This is a genomic window from Azospirillum soli, assembly GCF_017876165.1.
Taxonomy (GTDB): Bacteria; Pseudomonadota; Alphaproteobacteria; order Azospirillales; family Azospirillaceae; genus Azospirillum; species Azospirillum soli.
Window position 1 is genome coordinate 24327 of sequence record NZ_JAGINQ010000012.1, and the last position, 18843, is coordinate 43169.

Genomic DNA, 18843 nt, shown 5'->3' on the forward strand with positions numbered 1-18843 from the left:
CCAGCGCGCCCCTGTGGAGATGATCCAGCGGCCCGTCTTCGAGACTTTGCCAACGGCCGCGAGAGGTGGGTGTGCTTCGTGCGGCAGCGTTGTGCGGCTGTTCCACACAAGCCCGGCATTGCGGGGCGTGGCGCCACCTGTAAAACTATAGCACTGCTGATTTTTTTGGGAAAAGTTGGTTGGGGGACTAGGATTCGAACCTAGGCTGGCGGAGTCAGAGTCCGCTGTCCTACCGCTAGACGATCCCCCAAGACCATCGCCGGGGCGGTCACTCGCCGCGTCCCGTCGTGGGCCGCCCTTTTATCAAAGGGTTTGGGGCTTGTATAGCTTTTTTTGCGGATCGGGACCTTGGGACGATCCCCATCGCCGTTAGTAGGGTTTCGCGCTGTTATGAAACCGGGTTAAGATGCCCCTCTTCAGCGCGGCGGGGAGGGTACGTGGACTTACAGGTGCACAGCGAGCGACAGAACGACACCGGACGGTTGCGTTCGTCGGCGCCCGCTCGTCCCGTGTTCGCTGCGCTCGATCTTGGCACCAACAACTGCCGCCTCCTGATCGCGAAGGCCATTCCCGGCGGATTCCGTGTCATTGACGCCTTTTCCCGCATCGTCCGGCTGGGCGAGGGGCTGACCCGCAACGACCGCCTGTCCGACTCGGCGATGGAGCGCACCATCGCCGCGCTCAGGATCTGCGGCGCGAAGATCGAGCGGCGCGGCGTCACCGCTGCCCGCGCCGTGGCGACGGAGGCCTGCCGCCGCGCCCGGAACTGCAACGAGTTCATCGACACGGTCGAACGCGAAACCGGCATCGCCATCGAAATCATCTCCAGCCAGGAGGAAGGGCGCCTCGCGCTGGCCGGCTGCGCCTCGCTGCTCGACCCACAGGTTCCCTACGCGGTGGTGTTCGACATCGGCGGCGGCTCGACGGAACTGATGTGGCTGGCGCTGGAACCCGGTCGGCCGCCGCGCATCCTCGACCAGACCTCGATCCGCTGTGGCGTCATCGGCTTGACCGAGCAGTTCGGCGGCCCGCACGTCACGTCGGCCATGTACGCCGGCATGTTGGAGGCCGTGTCCTCCGCCATCGCCCCGTTCGAGGCGCGCAACCGCATCCGCGAACGGGTGGGGGCGGGAAAGGTGCAGATGCTGGGCACCTCAGGCACGGTGACGACGCTCGCCGGGGTGCATCTGGGCCTGTGCCGTTACGACCGGCGGGCGGTGGACGGCAGTTTTTTGCGCACTGATCACGCCCGCGCCGTCATAAACCGGCTCGTGACGCTGGACTTCGACGGCCGGGCGCGGCATCCCTGCATCGGGCAGGACCGTGCCGATCTGGTGGTCGCCGGCTGCGCGGTGCTGGAAGCGCTCTGCGACTGTTGGCCGGTGGAGCGGCTGCGCATCGCCGATCGCGGCCTGCGCGAAGGGATTCTGGTCGAGCTGATCGGATCGAACTGATCGGCCCGGCGCTGTATTAAGGACTTGTGAGATCATGGTTGGAAAGACCCCGTCCTCTTCGAAGCCGGGCGGACGCCAAGCAACCGTTCGTGTGAAGACGAAGGCGAAGCGCTCGACCTCCTCGGCGCGCTGGCTGGAGCGGCACCTCAACGACCCCTACGTGCACGAGGCGACGAAGCGCGGCTACCGTTCGCGCGCCGCGTTCAAGCTGCTGCAGCTCGACGAGAAGTTCCGCCTGCTCGGCCCCGGCAAGCGGGTGGTGGACCTGGGTGCCGCGCCCGGCGGCTGGACGCAGATCGCCGTGGACAAGGTGCAGACCTCCAAGGACAACTGGAAGGTCGTCGGTCTCGACATCCTGCCCATGGACCCGGTCCCCGGCGCCATCACCATGCAGGCCGACTTCCTGGAGGAGGGCGCCGCCGACCGCCTGAAGGAAGCGCTGGGCGGATCCGCCGACATCGTGCTGAGCGACATGGCCGCCCCCACCACCGGCCATCAGGCGACCGACCATTTGCGCATCATGGCGCTGGCCGAGGCCGCCTACGACTTCGCGGAGGAGGTTCTGGCCCCCGGCGGCGCCTTCGTGGCGAAGTTGTTCCAGGGCGGTGCCGAAAAGTCCCTTCTGGAGCGGCTGAAGCGCGATTTCACGGCGGTTCGCCATGCCAAGCCGCCGGCCAGCCGGGCGGAATCCTCCGAGACGTATGTCGTCGCCATCGGTTTCCGTGGCGGAAACGTGAACGACTAAAGGTTGACGGCGTACGCGCAGGTCATGGCTGGCCTGCGCGTACGCCGTTCATGGCTGGCCTGCGCGTACGCCGTTCATAACACGACACTTTGTGGTAGAGGCGCCTTCACAAGCCCACGGTCTTGTGTATAGTGCGCCAAATTTTTTCCGGCCACTTTTTCCCGGGAGTCCGACGATGGCCCGCTCCACCACCATTCGCGAAGCCCTCACCTTCGACGATGTCCTCCTGGTTCCGGCCGAGAGCGCCGTTCTGCCGAACGAGGTGGACACCCGGACCCGGCTGACCAAGTCCATCGAATTGGGCATTCCGCTGATGTCCTCGGCGATGGACACGGTGACTGAGAGCAGCCTCGCCATCGCCATGGCCCAGGCCGGCGGCATCGGCGTGATCCACCGCAACCTGACCATCGAGCAGCAGGCCGAGGAGGTCCGCAAGGTCAAGCGGTACGAGTCCGGCATGGTGGTCAACCCGATCACCATCACCCCCAGCGCCACGCTGGCCGACGCGCTGCAACTGATGGCCGACTACCGCATTTCCGGCATTCCGGTGGTGGAAAGCCGCGACGCGCTGGGCAGCGGCAAGCTGATCGGCATCCTGACCAACCGCGACGTGCGCTTCGCCAACGACCCCAAGCAGCCGGTCAGCGAGCTGATGACCAAGGAGCTGGTCACGGTGCGCGAGGGCGTCAGCCAGGACGAGGCCAAGCGCCTGCTGCACCATCACCGCATTGAGAAGCTGCTGGTGGTGGACGAGGATCACCGCTGCATCGGCCTCGTCACCGTGAAGGACATGGAGAAGGCGCAGGCCTACCCGAACGCCTGCAAGGACAGCCGGGGCCGTCTGCGCGTCGCCGCCGCCACCGGCACCGGTCCGGACGGCCTGATGCGCGCCGAGGCCCTGTTCGACGCGGGCGTGGACGTGCTGGTGGTGGACACCGCACACGGCCATTCGCTGAAGGTGCTGGATCAGGTCCGCGCGGCGCGCAACATGTCCAACTACACCCAGGTGATCGCCGGCAACGTGGCGACCGGCGAGGCCGCTAAGGCGCTGATCGACGCGGGTGCCGACGCCATCAAGGTCGGCATCGGTCCGGGCTCCATCTGCACCACCCGCATCATCGCGGGCGTCGGCGTTCCGCAGCTGACCGCGATCATGGACGTCGTGAACGAGTGCGAGAAGCACGGCATTCCAGTGATCGCCGACGGCGGCATCAAGTTCTCGGGCGACCTCGCCAAGGCCATCGCGGCCGGCGCGCATGTCGCGATGATCGGCAGCCTGTTCGCCGGCACGGACGAGAGCCCCGGCGAGGTCATCCTGTTCCAGGGCCGCTCCTACAAGAGCTATCGCGGCATGGGCTCGGTCGGCGCCATGGCGCGCGGTTCGGCGGACCGCTACTTCCAGCAGGAAGTCTCGACCATGAAGCTGGTGCCGGAAGGCGTCGAAGGCCGCGTGCCCTACAAGGGTCCGGTGTCGGCGGTTATCCACCAGCTGGTCGGCGGCCTGCGCGCGGCCATGGGCTACACCGGCAGCAAGTCCATTGCGGACATGCAGAGCGGGTGCGAGTTCGTCCGAATCACCAACGCGGGCCTGCGCGAGAGCCACGTCCACGACATCACGATCACCAACGAGTCGCCCAACTACCGCCAGGGCTAAAATTATCGGTTTCCAAAGGCCTTCCGGCCTTTGGTAGGGAGCGCGAGGGACAACGTCCCTCGCGTTTTATTTTGTAGCGCCGAAATAGCTGAACAGCGCCACGCTCGCCGCCACCGTGGCGTTCAGCGATTCCACCACCCCCGTGGTCGGGATGGATAGCCGCCGCACCGGCAGGTCGTCCGGCACGCCTTGCCCCTCTTCGCCCAGCACCAGCCGCACGTCGCGCGGCCAGTCGAAGGCGGTCAAATTCTCGCCGCCCGCGTCCAGCGCGACCATCAGCCCAGCCGCGCCCCGCACATCCGTCCACCGCCCGCCACGCAGCAATGTCAGCTCAAACTGGGCGTTGGACGCGGCCCGCAGGCATTTCGGGTGAAAAGGATGGGCGGCCCCTTCCAACAAAACCACCCGCTTGGCCCCAAAAGCGGCGGCGCTGCGCAGCAAGGCGCCCAGGTTGTTCGGATCGCCCAACGCGCAGACCAGTTCCAACCCCATGGGCGGCTGCGAAAGGTCGAGAAGCGGCATCTCCGGCACCGTGCCGACCAGCAGCGGAAAGCCCGTTCCCGACGCGTCCAGAACGCGGAACAGCGCGGGCGCCAACTGCACCACCTCCACCCCGGCGGGCAGGGCCCACCGTTCGACCTGCGCGGGGTCGGTGACCAGCACGGTGGAGAAGCGTTGCGGATGCTTCGCCAGCGCCTCCGGCACGGTCTTCAGCCCAGCGAGCAGGAACTTGCCGGCCTTCTTCAGGCCACGGCTTTCCAGCAGAGACTCCCACAGTTTGAATTGCGGGTTCTGCGGGCTTTCGATCAGACGCGGCGGGCGGGTCATACGGCGCTCATTTCCTATGCACGGCCCAGACCTTAGAGCGGACGTCCCACGCCCGCGCAAGACAATTCCCAGCAAAGGCCGCGCTTGCTACCATCGCGAGACCGATGTACGGGAGAAAATCCATGCTCGCTCTGCGCCCCAACTGCGAATGCTGTGACCGCGACCTGCCGCCGGACTCTCGCGACGCCTTCATCTGCTCGTTCGAGTGCACCTTTTGTGGCGACTGCAAAGACAAGCAGCGCGGCGGTATCTGCCCGAACTGCGGCGGTGAACTGGTCGCCCGCCCGATCCGCCCCGCCGGGAAGCTCGCCACGTATCCAGCCTCGCTGGAGCGTGTGGTGAAGGGCGGCGGCTGCCCGGCCAGCTTTTAGCCGGCCACCTTTTAACCGGGCTCATTCCGACACCGATCCCGCAGGGACGGGACCGGTTGCGGCAGCAGCCGCCATGCTACTGCGTCTCCTTCGGCTCGGCGCTGGGTATTCCGGTTCTGGTTGGACCCGTCAGACGTTCGCGGCGCTTCTCCCGGCGCTGCCAGCGCTGGAAGGAGCGCCGTCCCCACCACGTCATGACCCGCTCTCCCAACTGGCGCGGACGCAGGAACAGGGGCACGCGCGGCTTGGACACCGGCGTCGGCTCCAGCGCCATGCCGACGGAGAGAATCTTGCCGTCCTCCATGTCGCGGACGATCAATTCGACCCCGCCCATACGGATTCGGTCGCCCGGTTCGCAGGCGCTGCCGAACTCGTTGCGCAGCAGGTCGCGCAAGGTCAGGTGCGCGTTGGCCAGCGACATCGGCAACCCGTACATCTCGGCGATCTGCCCGACTGTCGCGTCGGGGCTCAGCACGAGGTCTCCGTAGAATTCCCGGTCATCCTGGTCCAGCGCTCGGCTGCTGGCGAACAGCTTGTCGATCAGCGGCAACTGGTCGGGCGGGGTGAACAGGTAGACCATGTCGCCCGGTTGGTAGGGGCGGGCCTTGTGCAGTGGCACGACGTGCCCGTCGCGGATCACCAGCGACGGGCGGGCGAAGCGGGGCAAGCGCTGGCCCCGCGCGGCGGGGCTCTTGTCGCGGACGGTGTAGGCGACCAGCTCCTGGTCGGCCTCGCCGGGCAGCTCCAGTTCGACACGCTCCACCGGCCCGCGCCGGGGCGGGATCAGCAGCTTCAGCCAGCGGGCCATCGGCCCAATGGTCCAACCCTGCACCAGCAGCGACACGATCACCACGATGAAGGCAGTGTTGAAGATGACCTGGCCGCCCGGCAAATCCCCCAGCACCGGCACCAGCGCCAGCAGCATCGACACGGCGCCGCGCAGACCGACCCAGGCGATGAAGGTGGTCTCGTTCGCCGTGAAGCGGAAGAGCAGAAGGCATAGCCACACCGCCAGCGGGCGCGCCACGAAGATCAGCAACAGGGCTAGCCCGATGGCGGGCAGGGCGATGGTCCCGAATTCGTGCGGGGTGGCGAGCAGGCCCAGCATGACGAACATCACAATCTGGCTCAGCCACGTCAGGCCCGAATGGAACCGCCGCAGGCCCGGCGCGCCGCGCAGCCGCACGTTGCCGGCCACCAGCCCCATCACGTAGACGGCCAGGAAGCCGCTGCCGCCCAGCACGTTGGTCCCGGCGAAGACAAACAGGGCAAAGGTCAGCGTCACCACCGGGTAGAGGCCCGGTTCCATCTTCGTCTTGTTGATGAAGCCCGCCAGCAGAAACCCGCCCAGCACGCCCAGCGCGGCCCCGCCGACGATCTGCATCAGGAACTCGCTGAGCAGTTCCAGCGGCGTGCCCCAGCCGTGCAGGGCCGCCTCGACCAGCATGATGGTCAGCAGGATCGCCATCGGGTCGTTGCTGCCGGATTCGATCTCCAGCGCCGAACGGACGCGGTCGCGGATGGTGATGCCGCCGACCCGCAGCAGCAGGAACACCGCCGCCGCGTCGGTCGAGCTGACCACCGCGCCGACCAGCAGCGCTTCGATCCACTCCAGATCCAGCAGGTAATGGGCGACCACGCCGACAATGCCGGTGGTGATTGCGACGCCCGCCGTCGCCAGGGTCAATGCGGGCCACGCCGCCGCCTTGTAGCTGGACAGCTTCGTGTCCAGCCCGCTCTCGAACAGGATGACGGCCAGCGCGATGGAGCCGATGAGGAAGGCGCTGCCGAGATCGTTGAACTGGATGCCACCAATGCCGTCCTCGCCGGCCAGAAGCCCGACCGACAGGAAAATCAGCAACAGCGGCGTGCCGATCCTGAGCGCCAGATAGCTGGTCAGAATGCTGGCGATCAGCAGCGTCGATCCGATCAGAATGATGTAGCTGGTTGCCTCCATGGGCCTCGCGCAGGGGTGATCGGGGCCGCCGCCGGGCGGAACCCTTTGATTTTGACGCTCTCTCCCCGGAACCGCAACGCGGACCGACATGCGGCATCAAACAGATTTGTCTCCCGCGCCGCAACATTGCCGATGGTAGGTTCAAGCTCGGCGCGTTTGAGACGAGACAGGAGTCATCATGCCTCGGACATGGCGTTTTTCGCTGTTCCTGCTGCCGGCACTGTTGGCGGTGGCGCAGTCGGCGGCGGCGGCCCAGGCCGCCAGTGCACCGGATGCTACCCCTTCGGCGGGCCGGCAGACGGATGACGCGGCGGCGGTCCGGAAGAAGGCCATTGACCTCGGTTCCTGGGGAGAGATCGAGGTGGGGCAGACCGACAGCCCGTCGCGACGGCTGGTGGTCACCACGCCGGTGCGCGATCCATGGTTCGTGGACGATGCCTACGGCGGCATGGACGCGCGGGCCGCCTATTACTCGCCACGGGTTTCCGGCTTCCGGGTCGGACTCGGCTACACGCCGGTGCTGCCGGATCCCGGCGAGGCAGACAGCGTGGCCCGGCACAGGATCGAAGGGGTGGTCCGGCACGACGGCCGGCTGGGCAAGGCCAAGCTGCACGTCACCGCCGGGGGCGGCAAGGCGCGGGTGACCAGCAACGGGCGGCGGACCTCGCGCAAGACGTGGGTGGTCGGCGGGCAGGTCGCCGCGCGCGGCCTGACCGTCGGCGCCGGCTATCGCGGACAGACCGCGCCCGACGGCCCCGACCGGCACACGCTGAACGCCGGCGTCCGCTATGAAAGCAGCACGGACGCGCGGAGCTGGAGCGTCACCGGGCGCGTGGCGCACACCCAGGCCGGGGACGAGACCGCGCAGGAGGCCTGGTCCACGGGACTGCGTTTCCGCGTGACGCCGAAGTTCAGCCTGTCGGCCGATCTCGGCACCATGACCTACGACGGGGACCCGGCCGCCAGCACCATGCTGCGGATCGGCACGCGGGTGGTGTTCTGACGGTGCGTCAGCTCACCAGCTGCCAGGTTCCGTCCGACTGGCGGCAGGCGGTGCCGCGCGCGGTCTCGCGCTTGCCTTCCACGTTGATCGTGTGGGTGTAGTCGCGGCAGGTCTGGCCGTTGCCGTTCTGGTAGGTGCGCAACGGCTGGACCGAACCCTCGCTGCGGCCCTGCGGGTTGTTCCAGGTGATTGTCTGGTTTTGGGCAACCGCGTCGCGTTCAGCCGCTGCGGCGCGGCTTTCGCTGGTCCCGTCGAGGCGTTGCGCGATGGCCCGGCCGGCGAAGGCACCCACGATGGTGCCGAGCGCCGTCGTCGCGATCTTCCCGGACCCGCCGCCGAACTGCGACCCGATCAGCGCGCCGCCGGCCGCACCGCCCAGCGTTCCGACCGTTTCCGACGTGCTCATCCCCGTCTGGCAGGCGCTGAGCGACAGGGCCAGCGCCGCACAGACCGTCATCTTGCGTATGGACATGGAGCCTCCCCCTTTCCTGTGCTTATTCACGGAAGAAACCGGGGTCAAAGGGGTTGGTTCCTGATCCGTTTGAGACAGCCTGGGAAGCAAAACGCTCCTTCGCGTGTTTATGGGGGCGGGAGACACCACAAGGAGGGTTTGGACATGTCTCGTTTGCGCCTGATTGGGGCTGCCATTGCGCTGTTGACGCTCGCGGCCTGCTCGACCGGCACCGTGGTCGGCGGCACGGCCGGCGCGGCCGGCGGCTACGCGCTCGACGGCAAGCGCGGAGCCATCATCGGCGGACTGGGTGGTGCCGCCCTGGGCAGCGCTCTCGATTAAGAGCTGAGCCTCAATCCCGCGACGGCTCCTGCGGGCCGTTGCCGAACACGGCGGGCGCGCCTTGCGATTCCGGCAAGGCGCGCCCGACTGTTATCGGCAGTCCTGCACCGCCTCATGGGCCGGTTTGGTGGACAAGAACGGCGTCCATCGGCTAAGCCATGCAATCATTCCCTCTCCCGCTGGGGAGAGGGGCAGAGTGAGGGGAAACGTCGGCGACGTCAGGTTTTTTCAGCCTGTTGGCCGCCCTCTCATTCCAACCCTTCTCCCCAGGGGGAGAGGGCTCTGGGGCGACAAGGACCTACGGCACGTGACGAAGAAAAGCGGTGAGCGGCTGCGCCTCGACGCGGCAACGGAGCGGCTGGTGGGCCGCATGCTGCGGGAATGGGTGCGCCCCTACACGGGCAAGCTGGCGCTGTCCTTCCTGCTGATGGGCATCGTCGCGGCGACGACCGGCGCCTATCCGTTGCTGATCGATCAGGCCTACGCCATGTTCTCGGCGCAGGACCGGGGCATGCTGTTCTTCATCCCGGTCCTGATCGTCATGGTCACGCTGGTCAAGGCGCTGTCCATGTACGCGCAGACGGTGGTCACCACCGACATCGTCCAGCGCATCGTCACCGACGTGCGCCTGTCGATGTTCGCCCATCTGCTCACGTCCGACACGGCCCAGCTGCACGCCGCCCCAACAGGCACGCTCACGTCCCGCTTCATCAGCGACGTAGATTTGATCCGCAACGCCCTGTCGCGCACCCTGACCGGCCTTGTCCGCGATATCCTGACGGTGATCGCGCTGGTCGGGTCCATGTTCTATCTGGACTGGGTGCTGTCGCTGATCGTCTTCATCATCTACCCCATCGCCGCCGTTCCCATCGTGAACATCGGCAAGCGCCTGCGCCGTGTGTCGCGCGACACCCAGGCCCAGATGGGCGACATGACCGCGCTGCTGACCGAAAGCCTCGCCGGCGCGCGCATGGTCAAGACCTATTCCCTGGAGGATTACGAGCGCGCCCGCGCCGCCCGCGCCTTCGAGGACAACTTCAAGCTAACCATGAAGGCGACCCGCGCCCGCTCCCGCATCGACCCGATGATGGAGGTTCTGGGGGGCGCCGCCGTAGCCGGCGTCATCGCCTTTGCCGGCTATCGCATGGCGATGGGCGAGGGCTCGGTCGGTGCCTTCTCCGGCTTTGTCGGCGCGCTGCTGATGGCGGCGCAGCCGGTGCGCGCCATCGGCACGCTGAACGCGGTGCTTCAGGAGGGGCTCGCCGCTGCCCAGCGCATCTTCGAACTGGTGGACGAAAAGCCGACAATCACCGAACGGCCGGACGCCGTGCCCCTGAAGATCGACCGGGGCGCCGTTCGCTTGCGCGGTGTCCGCTTCGCCTACGAGGCCGGGGCCGAGACGCTGAAGGACATCGACCTCGACGTTCCCGCCGGTTCCACGGTTGCCCTCGTCGGCCGCAGCGGCGCGGGAAAATCCACCGTCTTCAACCTGATCCCGCGCCTTTACGACACCACCGGCGGCCAAGTGCTGATCGACGGGCAGGACGTGCGGTCTGTGACGCTGCGCAGCCTGCGCGGTGTGATCTCGCTGGTCAGCCAGGACACGGTGCTGTTCAACGACACGGTGCGCGCCAACATCGCTTTCGGCCGCCTCGACGCGCCGTTCGAGGACATCGTGGCCGCTGCCAAGGCCGCCGCCGCCCACGACTTCATCGCCAAGCTGCCCGAGGGCTACGACACCGTCATCGGCGACCGGGGCGTGAAGCTGTCCGGCGGCGAGCGCCAGCGCCTCGCCCTAGCCCGCGCCTTCCTGAAGGATGCGCCAATCCTGCTGCTCGACGAGGCGACCAGCGCTTTGGACAGCGAATCCGAACGCCTCGTGCAGGAAGCGCTGGAGCGCCTGACGAAGGGCCGGACCACGCTGGTCATCGCCCATCGCCTCGCCACCGTGCGCAACGCCGACCGGATCGTGGTCATGGAGCAGGGGCGCATCGTGGAGCAGGGGACCCACGATGCCCTGATCGAGAAGAACGGGGCGTACGCCCGCCTGTCGAAGCTCCAGTTCGGCGAGGATGGGGAGGCGGCGCTACTCGCGCCCTAGCACCCGGTCGACCACCGCGTCCGCCCATTCGCGGGAGCGGAAGCTGGCCTTCGCCTCGGCCGGGTCATAGACGCGCTCGACCCAATCCCAAAAGGTGATCGGGCGCTTCTCGTTGTAGGCGGCGTACAACTCGAAGAAATAGTCGAGGATGCCGGTCTTTGCCTGCTTGAAGTGGCCGTACTTCCAGTGCAGCTGCTTAACCGCCGTTTCCAGCGGCGCCCCTTCATGCACGAAGAGATACAGGGCCGACACGAAGCCGGCGCGGTCGGCGCCCGACTTGCAGTGCAGCAGCGCCGGGTACTCCATCGTCTTGAACAGTTCCCGCGCCTTCAGGAGCGTTTCCTTCTTCGGCATGTCGCGGGAATTGACGGGGAAGTCCACCAGCGTCAGCCCGTGCCGGCGGCAGGCCTCCGCCTCCAGGATGTAGGAGGCGCAGTCGCGGCTGCCACGCAGGTTCAGGATCGTCTTGATCCCCAGTTGCGCCGCCTTGGCGATGTGCGACGGCGAAGGCTGGCTCGCCCGGTACATGTTGGGCGAGACGCGGTAGGTGTTCGAATAGATCAGCCGGAAGCAGGCATGGTCGATGAACACGCTCTCCAGATGGCCGAGCGCGCGCTGCCAGGGGGTTTCCATCATCGCACGGCCGCGCTTGATCCCATCGGCCAGGGCGGTCGTGGTGTACTGGCGCAGAAGCCACTTCTTGGCCAAAGCGGGCACCTTCACGTAAGAGCCTTCACGGAAGGCAAGGCCGCCAACATAGGCACGCCGCGCGGCGCGTCAAGTTCCCTGGCGGCTTCAGCCGGCCTTCTCGATCCGCTGGTAGATGCCGTAGCGGGCGGCCACCGACAGCACGATCTCCATGTACAGGTTGATCAGACCGTTGGCATAGAAGGCCGGGCAGCCGGTGTAGTGGTGCTCGCCCTGCATTGCGGTCGGCTCGATCAGCGCGCTGTCCAGCACGATCAGCCCGCCCGGAGCGTCGGCGTCGTAGACGAAGGCGGTCTGGTGGCGGGGCAGGGGGTGGATGGCCTGATGGTCGTCTGCCTCGATGTGGCCGGCCGCCATGAACTGGCAGAGCATGCCGAGGCTGCCCATGGCCAGCGGCAGCACCTGTTTCAGGCTGCGCCGGGCGAGGTCGTCGTAAGCCTCCGCCGACAGGCCGGGCTTCAGCATCGGCGCCGATTCGCACAGATTCCAGCAGACGTGCAGCGCCGTGTGGCTGCCGGTCTTGGTGATCGACAGCATGTCGTAGCCGGACGGGGAGTGAAGAACCGACGATTCCAGATTGTTGGCAAGGACGAAGCTGGCGGCGGCGAGCGGCGTGATCGCGCCCTCGGCGCGGCAGCGCTCCTCCTCCAGCATGATCTTGATCGCCCAATCCTTGATGATGGCGTCCAGCAGGTGGCAGATGGAGTCGCGCAGGAAGCCGATCAGCGTCTCCACCGGAGCGGCATCCAGCGCGGCGGCGTCGGCGATGTCCAGCCCGTGCGGCGATTCCGGCGGGTTCTGCAGGATGATATGCCCGGCCTCGTCCAACGGCATGCGACTGGTGATGTGCTCGCGCAAGTCCTCGTAAAGAAAGGCCAGCAGCGCGTTGATGGCGACCTTCTCGTAATCCTCCTTGCGCGTGTCGCCGTGCGCGGGGCAGTGGCCACCCAGCTTCTGCAACTCCTCCCCGAACAGATAATTCGGGTCCTCCGCGATGCGGTGCAGAAGCGGCGCGAGGTTGATCCGGGTCATCCCGGCCTCTTCATGCGCGGCGAGGTACGTCAGGGCGAAGTCGTTGGGGCGGGCCATGGCTGCACGGATCGGCTGGAGGATAAAGAAGGAAGACTACGGGCTGCCCCGCGTCATGAACAACGCAAGGTGTTGTGACAACAGCGAAGCAATCACCGCCCCTGAAGCCGGTCGTACACCCCGTAATCCATGGCGAGGCTCGCCACGATGTCAAGGTAAAGCTTGATGAGGTTCGGCGTGTAGAAGGCCGGACAGCCGGTGTAGCGTTGCTCGTCGCGCTTGGCAAAGACCTGGATCGGCTCCGGGTTCAGGCAGATCAGGCCGTTTTCATCGAGCTGAAAGGCCGTCTGGTTCTTGGGCAACAGGTGGATGGCGAGGCCGTCGTGCGGCTCGATCCCCGACGCCTCCATGTAGTGAACCAGCATGCCGAGGCTGGCCATCGACAGCGGCACGATCTGCTTCAGGCTGCGGCGGACAAGGTCGTCGTAGAAGGCGGCATCCTTGCCGGGCACCAGAAGCGGAGCGGCCTCGACCAGCGCCCAGCAGATGTGGATGGCGGTGTGGCTGCCGGTCTTGGTGATCGACAGCACGTCGTAGCCGGCGCGCTGGTACATCGCCGACTCTTCCAGCACCGACCGCAGCACGAAGGTCGCCGCCGCGTAGGACGAAATCTCGCCGGAGCCCTGGGCGCGATAGAATTCCTCCTCGGCCAGCAGCTCCGCCGCCCAGCCGGTGATCAGCCCGTCCAGCAGGTGGCAGGTCGAATCGCGCAGCACCTCAGCCAACGCCTCGCGGGAGGCCGCCGCCATCGCCACCCGGTCGGCCGGGTCGAGCCCGTGCGGGGAACGCGGCGGAATCGGCAGCATCACGCGCCGCGCCTCGTCCAGCGGCAGCGCCTTGGCGATGTGGTCGCGCAGCCGTTCAAACAGATAGGCCAGCAGCGTGTTGACCGTCACCTTGTCCGCGTCGTCCATGTCCGTCTTCCGCCGCATCGGGCAGAGTCCGGCACCCTTGCGCAGCTCCTCGCTGAAGATGAAGGACGGGTCGGACTGGACCTTCTGCAGGATGTGCGCGATGGACACGCGCTGCAGGCCGGCCTCGGTGTGGGAGGTGGCGAAGGCTTGGGCGAAATCGTTGGAACGGGACATCGGGCCCTGCGCGGAAAAGGATAAGCCCTTCACCCTATGACGAGTACATCGATGGCGCAACGGCAACGGCAACGGCAACGGCAACGGCAACGGCTGGTGCGGGTGCTGCGACCAGACGCCCCTTCACGCCTCCGGCACCAGCCAATCGACCTTCGTCCCGCCACCCGTGGAGGGCAGGGCGGCGTGCAGGGCGGGCAGCATCTCCCGCAGCGTTTCGTCCAGAGTCCAGGGCGGGTTGACGATCAGCAGGCCCGACCCGTTCAGCCGCAGATGCGTGTCCTCCGGGTGCCACGTCAGCTCGGCCATCAGGATTTTGCTGATGCCGGTGTTCTCCACCGCCTCCTGAAAGCGCCAGACCGCCGGCCGTTCCTTGATCGGGTACCACAGCGCGTAAACGCCGGTCGGCCAACGCTTGTGTGCGGCTTTCAGCCCCTCGGCCATGCGCGCGAATTCGTCCGGCTGTTCGAAGGGCGGGTCGATCAGGACGAGACCGCGCTTTTCCTTCGGCGGCAGATTGGCTTTCAGCGCCTGATAGGCGTCGGTCCGTTGCACGGACACCCGGCGGTCGCCCGCGAACTCCTCCTTCAAGGTCTGCCAGTCGTCGGGATGCAGCTCGTTCAGCACCAGCCGGTCCTGCTCGCGCATCAGCGCCCGCGCCAGCCGGGGGGAGCCGGGGTACCAGCGCAACGCGCCGTCCGGGTTCAGTGCCGCGACCGCGTCCAGATAGGGCTGCAGGGCGGGATGGGGCAGGGGATTGCCGAACAGGCGGCCGATGCCGTCCTGATATTCCAAGGTCTTGCGCGCCGGCTCGGACTTCAGGTCGTACCGCCCGATACCGGCGTGCGCGTCCAGCACGCAGAAGGGAGTGGGCTTGGCGCACAGACGGTCGAGGATCAGCGCCAGGACCGCATGTTTCATCACGTCGGCCGGGTTGCCGGCGTGGAAGATGTGACGGTAGTTCATGGCCCAGGGATTTAGCCGATCAGGCCCGCCCGCGCCATATCGGTGCGCTCAAATAATCAGTTGATGGCCGCAACCTGCTGGGCGTTGCGGAAGGTGCGGCGGGTGCCCGGCGCGATGGTCGCCGGCTCGCCGTCGCCACAGCGCGGCGATTCGAGCAGCTTGGCGCTCTTGGCGTCCAGTTCGTTCAGATGCTGCCAGATTTTGCAAACGTAGGCCTGGGCGCGGCCGGACGAGCTGCCGTTGTAGCGCGCCACGGCGGTCTTCCAACTGCCGGCCTCCCCATGCAGATGGACCAGAAGGCGGGCGGCGTAGAGGACGTTCTCGCGGGGTTCGACGATGCTCTCGATCGGCTGGAACTGCCCTCGGTGCGAGGAGAGCGACAGCTGCATGCAGCCGACGTAGACGTTCTGTTTCAGCTGGCCCTTGCCGTCCTTCAGATAGCGGGCGGCTTCCTTGGCGTTGCGGGCGAAAATCGGGCGGCCCTGGACGCTCATGGCGAAGGGGCTGGGGGCGCCGTCCTGGCCGCTCTCGACCAGAGCGATGGCCACGAGCAGGCCGGGGGGAATGTTGAGCTTGCGTTCGGCCTCGACGGCGTGGGTCACACAGGATTCCTGCGCAAGAGCCGGCGTCGCGAAGAGCGGCGTGGTGCAGAGTCCGATAGCAAGAGCGATCCAGCCTCCTAGCGTGCCGCGCACGCGCTGTACTCGTTCCCGCATGTCCTTCTCCCTTCCTTTGCCCGGCCCTTCCGCCCGGCTTCTGTGACCCCCTGCGCGGGGCCGTTATCCCGGTCACCGAGTCGCTTACGGTGACCGCCTCCTACCCGATAGATCAGCGCCTCCCGATTGGGCGCCGGCGAGACATTTTCAAAAATTTGATACAGCGTCAACTGGTTTGCGCCCTGGTAATACCACACCGAACCTTCGTTCAATGTCACAGAGTCGAACGGCAGGGGTGTCATAGGACAACCGGGCAGATCAATTAATCGGCTGATTTGAAACGATTTTTGAGAGAATGCAAAAATGGGCGCACGCCCTTGGCGGCACCGTGCGCCGAAAGGGCTGCTGCGACGGTGTGTCGCCGGAATCACACGGATCCACGATTTTCCAAAGCCCCTTGCGCGGCGTGGTGTGATCGGGCAATAGAATGCGCCCCCTTTTGACCCAGAATCGACGTTAGGACTGCGTCAGAGTGTCACTCGATCCGACGGCCTATGCCGACAAGGGGGGGATTCCCGCCCCGATTGCCCCCGGCGTCATTCCGGACACGCTGTTTCAGGCTGCTTACGATCACCTCTACGCCGGTGAGCCGGCGGCGGCCGTGCGTGCCTTCCACGCCGCCTGTGCGGCCGATCCCGCCTTGGCAGAGGCCTGGGCCGCGCTGGCCGATGGCGCGCGGGCGGCGGGTGACGCCCCGGCGGCGGTTCTGGCCTACGGCCGCGCGGTGAGCCTGGATTCCGGCGTGTGGTCCTGGCGCTTCGGTCTGGCGGAATCCCTGCGCGAGGCCGGCCGCTGCGCCGAAGCCGAGGCCGCTTATCAGGCATTGGCCGGGGAGCGGCCGGACTCCGCCGCCGTCCGTTTGGGACTGGCCCGTTCCCTGGTCGCCTGTGGCCGCACCGCCGAGGCGCTGGACGAGTACCGGGAGGCGGTGGCACTGCGCCCCGACAACCGCGACGCCGCGCTGGAGCTGTCCGGCCTGCTGGTCGAATCCGGCGACGCGCTCGCCGCCGTCGAACTGCTGCAACCGCTGTCCCGCCGCGATCCGGACGACGTCGCCCTTCATCATCATATAGGCCGCGCCTGGATCGCCCTGCGGGAGCCGGATAAGGCGTTGATGGCGCTCCGCCGCGCCCGGGTTCTCGACCCCGACGACAGCCTCGGCAGCGGCCCATTGATCGCGGCGCTGGAGGCCGGAGATGGCGCCGACCTCTCTGCGGCCTACGTGCGTGCCCTGTTCGACCGCTACGCCGACCGATTCGATCGGGATCTCCTGGGCAAGCTGGGCTACGCCGCTCCCGATCTGCTGCGCGGCGCCGTGGACCGTCTGGGCGGCGGGCAGGGGTTGCGCATCCTCGATCTCGGCTGCGGCACCGGGCTGGCCGGCGTCACCTTCCGCCCGCTGGCGGGGCACCTAGCCGGGGTGGACCTGTCGCCGCGCATGGTGGACAAGGCCCGCGCCCGCGCGCTCTATGACGATCTCCAGGTCGGCGACGTGGTCGCGGCGATGGAGGCGGCGCCGGCCTCTTGGGACCTTCTCGTCGCCGCCGATGTGCTCGTCTACATCGGCAACCTCGCACCGGTGTTCCGGGCGGCGTTCGACACACTGGTCCCCGGCGGCCGCTTCGCCGCGACGGTCGAGCGTCTGGCCGGCGACGGTTTCGCCCTCGGCCCGTCCCGTCGATACGCCCACGCCGAATCCTACCTGCGCCAGATGGTGTCGGACGCCGGCCTGAACCTTCTCCTTCTGGAGCCCTGCGCCCCCCGCCGGGAGAAGGGCGTGGACGTGCCGGGCCTGCTGTTCGTGCTGGAGAAGCCGGCCACCTGAATCGCTTGTGACCTAAATCGCCTGCGCGTATCGGTTCGGCTGCCCCTCCGCCGACCAGCGGGCGTGCAGCTGGCCCTTGCCGTCGAAGATCAGCGACAGCCAGTTGCGCTGGCGGATGATTCGCTTGCCCGACTCGGTGAAGGGCGGCATTTCGAAGCTGTATCCCTCGAAGGGCCGTTCCTTTCGCCGCGCCAGCCATTCCAGGGCGGCGGCGGTGACCGGGCTTGGCGGCGGGTGCACGATGCCGGATGCGATCAGCTGCCACATCTCCACGCCGCCGCCGCGCAGGACCCCGCGCCCGCCCGCGTGAATTTCCCCCGACACCGCCGTGACCCGGCAGCCGGTGCGGCGGGAGAAGCCGGCCAGCAACTCGACCAGCCGGCGCCATTCCTCCGCATGGGCGTGGCTGCGCCATTGGTCGCGCAGATCGTCCTCGATGCCGATGCGCCCGGGGATGCTCTGGACGACCCTCTCCACGCCCCCCGTGTCGGTGAAGAGCAGCGGCACGCTCGACATCACCAGCAGGTGCCGGCAGCCCTCGAACCGCTCCAGCCATTCCGGCAGCAGGGCCCAGCTGCGGTCGGACAGCACGCGCTTGGGCGTGCGTTCGCTGCGCAGATCGGGGGCGAAGATGCCGACCTCGCCCAGCCGGAAGCCCTGGGTGAAGGTCGCGCGTTGCGCCCCCCACACGCATTCCGGCAGGGACTCGACCACCGCGCCCAGCTGGAACAGGGCGAAGTGACGGCGGGCGGCCATATAGACGCCGCGCCAAATCTGCGATTGCATCTCCTCCTCGGGGTGGGAGCCCCAGCCGTCGAAGATGTCGTGATCGTCCCACATCATCACCGACGGGATGCGCGCCAGCACCTCCGCCGTCTCCGGCTGGCCCCAGACCTTCAGATAAAGGTCAAAGTAAAAGGCCATCGCCTCCTCGGCCATCGCCGGGGTGAAGGTCTGGCCGAACCGCGCCTTGTCGGTCCGCTTTCTCCACTCCGACAGCAGCGGGACGTCGCGCCACACCGCGTCGGCGTAGAGCTGGTCTCCGCCCTGGAGCAGCAGGTGGAACCGCTCGATCTGATGCCGGTTCAGCAGGTCCGCCCACAGCGCGTTGCGCGGGGCCGACAGCGCCTCCAGACGCGATTCGAACTCCACCCCGTTGCAGGACACATAGGCAAGCCGGGGGTGCGACAGGCGCCCCGGAACCGTCATGGTCCAGGTTGGGCCGTCCGGAAAGCCGTAGGCGACCTCCGTGTCCTTCACGCCGCGCGGCACGGCGAAGTCGAACCGCCAGACATGCCGGCGGCGCCACATCAGAAGATGACGCGGCGGGACGGGCAGGGTGACGCCGTCCACCCGCAGGTCGTCGGGCTCCACGTCCCCGTCCAGCACGAACAGGGCCGACAGCCACCAGCGGTCGCCCTGCTCGCCTCGGAAGTAGAGAATGGGCCCAAGAATGATGTTCGGTTCCGCCCTGCGCGCCATGCTGTCCCGTCCAATTGCTCAGCTTATGTTTATGGGGAAATCGGCTGGCGGCTGAAAGGGGGGCAA

At 67.2% G+C, this 18843-nt stretch carries 17 protein-coding genes and 1 tRNA gene; 8 read left to right on the plus strand and 10 right to left on the minus strand.

What is annotated here, in order from left to right:
* Positions 1-176 precede the first annotated feature (176 nt).
* Positions 177-250: transfer RNA gene (locus tag J2852_RS18570), tRNA-Gln, on the minus strand.
* A gap of 187 nt (positions 251-437) precedes the next feature.
* Between J2852_RS18570 and J2852_RS18575 the strand changes: the two genes are divergently transcribed.
* The 3 genes from J2852_RS18575 to guaB all read left to right on the plus strand — a co-directional run bounded on the left by J2852_RS18575 (position 438) and on the right by guaB (position 3853).
* Positions 438-1454: a Ppx/GppA phosphatase family protein gene (locus tag J2852_RS18575; protein WP_209878268.1), complete on the plus strand. Its 1017-nt coding sequence runs from the start codon at positions 438-440 to the stop codon at positions 1452-1454.
* 34 nt (positions 1455-1488) lie between these two features.
* Positions 1489-2199: an RlmE family RNA methyltransferase gene (locus J2852_RS18580; protein ID WP_209878270.1), complete on the plus strand. Its 711-nt coding sequence runs from the start codon at positions 1489-1491 to the stop codon at positions 2197-2199.
* Positions 2200-2374: 175 nt separating this feature from the next.
* Positions 2375-3853: an IMP dehydrogenase gene (guaB, locus tag J2852_RS18585; RefSeq protein WP_209878272.1), complete on the plus strand. Its 1479-nt coding sequence runs from the start codon at positions 2375-2377 to the stop codon at positions 3851-3853.
* A 66-nt stretch (positions 3854-3919) separates the two neighbouring features.
* On the opposite strand, the gene J2852_RS18590 is transcribed toward guaB, so the two are convergent.
* On the minus strand, positions 3920-4681 hold the full coding sequence (locus tag J2852_RS18590; protein ID WP_209878274.1) for a TrmH family RNA methyltransferase: 762 nt from the start codon (positions 4679-4681) through the stop codon (positions 3920-3922).
* 122 nt (positions 4682-4803) lie between these two features.
* Between J2852_RS18590 and J2852_RS18595 the strand changes: the two genes are divergently transcribed.
* A complete protein-coding gene (locus J2852_RS18595; protein ID WP_209878276.1) occupies positions 4804-5052 on the plus strand; it encodes a DUF1272 domain-containing protein in 249 nt (82 codons plus the stop codon).
* A gap of 76 nt (positions 5053-5128) precedes the next feature.
* Here J2852_RS18595 and J2852_RS18600 read toward each other — a convergent pair whose 3' ends face one another.
* Entirely contained in the window at positions 5129-7009 is a 1881-nt protein-coding gene (locus tag J2852_RS18600) for a potassium/proton antiporter (RefSeq protein ID WP_209878278.1), read from the minus strand.
* A 178-nt stretch (positions 7010-7187) separates the two neighbouring features.
* Between J2852_RS18600 and J2852_RS18605 the strand changes: the two genes are divergently transcribed.
* A complete protein-coding gene (locus tag J2852_RS18605) occupies positions 7188-8012 on the plus strand; it encodes a porin (RefSeq protein ID WP_209878279.1) in 825 nt (274 codons plus the stop codon).
* Positions 8013-8019: 7 nt separating this feature from the next.
* Here the strand turns inward: J2852_RS18605 and J2852_RS18610 are convergent, their stop codons facing one another.
* Complete coding sequence (locus J2852_RS18610; protein ID WP_209878281.1) at positions 8020-8484, minus strand: RT0821/Lpp0805 family surface protein; 465 nt, start codon at positions 8482-8484, stop codon at positions 8020-8022.
* A 144-nt stretch (positions 8485-8628) separates the two neighbouring features.
* Between J2852_RS18610 and J2852_RS18615 the strand changes: the two genes are divergently transcribed.
* On the plus strand, positions 8629-8805 hold the full coding sequence (locus tag J2852_RS18615) for a hypothetical protein (RefSeq protein WP_209878283.1): 177 nt from the start codon (positions 8629-8631) through the stop codon (positions 8803-8805).
* A gap of 307 nt (positions 8806-9112) precedes the next feature.
* Positions 9113-10906 (plus strand): ABC transporter ATP-binding protein, encoded by a 1794-nt coding sequence (locus J2852_RS18620; RefSeq protein WP_209878285.1) that lies wholly within the window; start codon positions 9113-9115, stop codon positions 10904-10906.
* Here J2852_RS18620 and J2852_RS18625 read toward each other — a convergent pair.
* The 5 genes from J2852_RS18625 to J2852_RS18645 form a co-directional block, all read right to left on the minus strand.
* A complete protein-coding gene (locus tag J2852_RS18625) occupies positions 10892-11629 on the minus strand; it encodes a protein tyrosine phosphatase family protein (RefSeq protein WP_343206779.1) in 738 nt (245 codons plus the stop codon). The two genes, J2852_RS18620 and J2852_RS18625, sit on opposite strands and share 15 nt — an antisense overlap.
* Before the next feature lie 72 nt (positions 11630-11701).
* Complete coding sequence (locus tag J2852_RS18630; protein ID WP_209878287.1) at positions 11702-12703, minus strand: hypothetical protein; 1002 nt, start codon at positions 12701-12703, stop codon at positions 11702-11704.
* Positions 12704-12795: 92 nt separating this feature from the next.
* Positions 12796-13791 (minus strand): hypothetical protein, encoded by a 996-nt coding sequence (locus J2852_RS18635; protein ID WP_209878289.1) that lies wholly within the window; start codon positions 13789-13791, stop codon positions 12796-12798.
* Positions 13792-13914: 123 nt separating this feature from the next.
* Positions 13915-14754 carry a 23S rRNA (adenine(2030)-N(6))-methyltransferase RlmJ gene (locus J2852_RS18640; protein WP_209878291.1) on the minus strand — a complete coding sequence of 280 codons (840 nt, stop codon included), beginning with the start codon at positions 14752-14754 and terminating at the stop codon, positions 13915-13917.
* Positions 14755-14810: 56 nt separating this feature from the next.
* Positions 14811-15470 (minus strand): transglycosylase SLT domain-containing protein, encoded by a 660-nt coding sequence (locus tag J2852_RS18645; RefSeq protein WP_209878293.1) that lies wholly within the window; start codon positions 15468-15470, stop codon positions 14811-14813.
* A 472-nt stretch (positions 15471-15942) separates the two neighbouring features.
* Here J2852_RS18645 and J2852_RS18650 point away from each other — a divergent pair, with 472 nt between their 5' ends.
* Positions 15943-17295, plus strand: coding sequence for a tetratricopeptide repeat protein (locus tag J2852_RS18650; protein WP_209878295.1), 1353 nt, complete (start codon positions 15943-15945; stop codon positions 17293-17295).
* Between the two features lie 12 nt (positions 17296-17307).
* On the opposite strand, the gene J2852_RS18655 is transcribed toward J2852_RS18650, so the two are convergent.
* On the minus strand, positions 17308-18777 hold the full coding sequence (locus tag J2852_RS18655; protein ID WP_209878297.1) for an alkaline phosphatase D family protein: 1470 nt from the start codon (positions 18775-18777) through the stop codon (positions 17308-17310).
* Positions 18778-18843 lie beyond the last annotated feature (66 nt).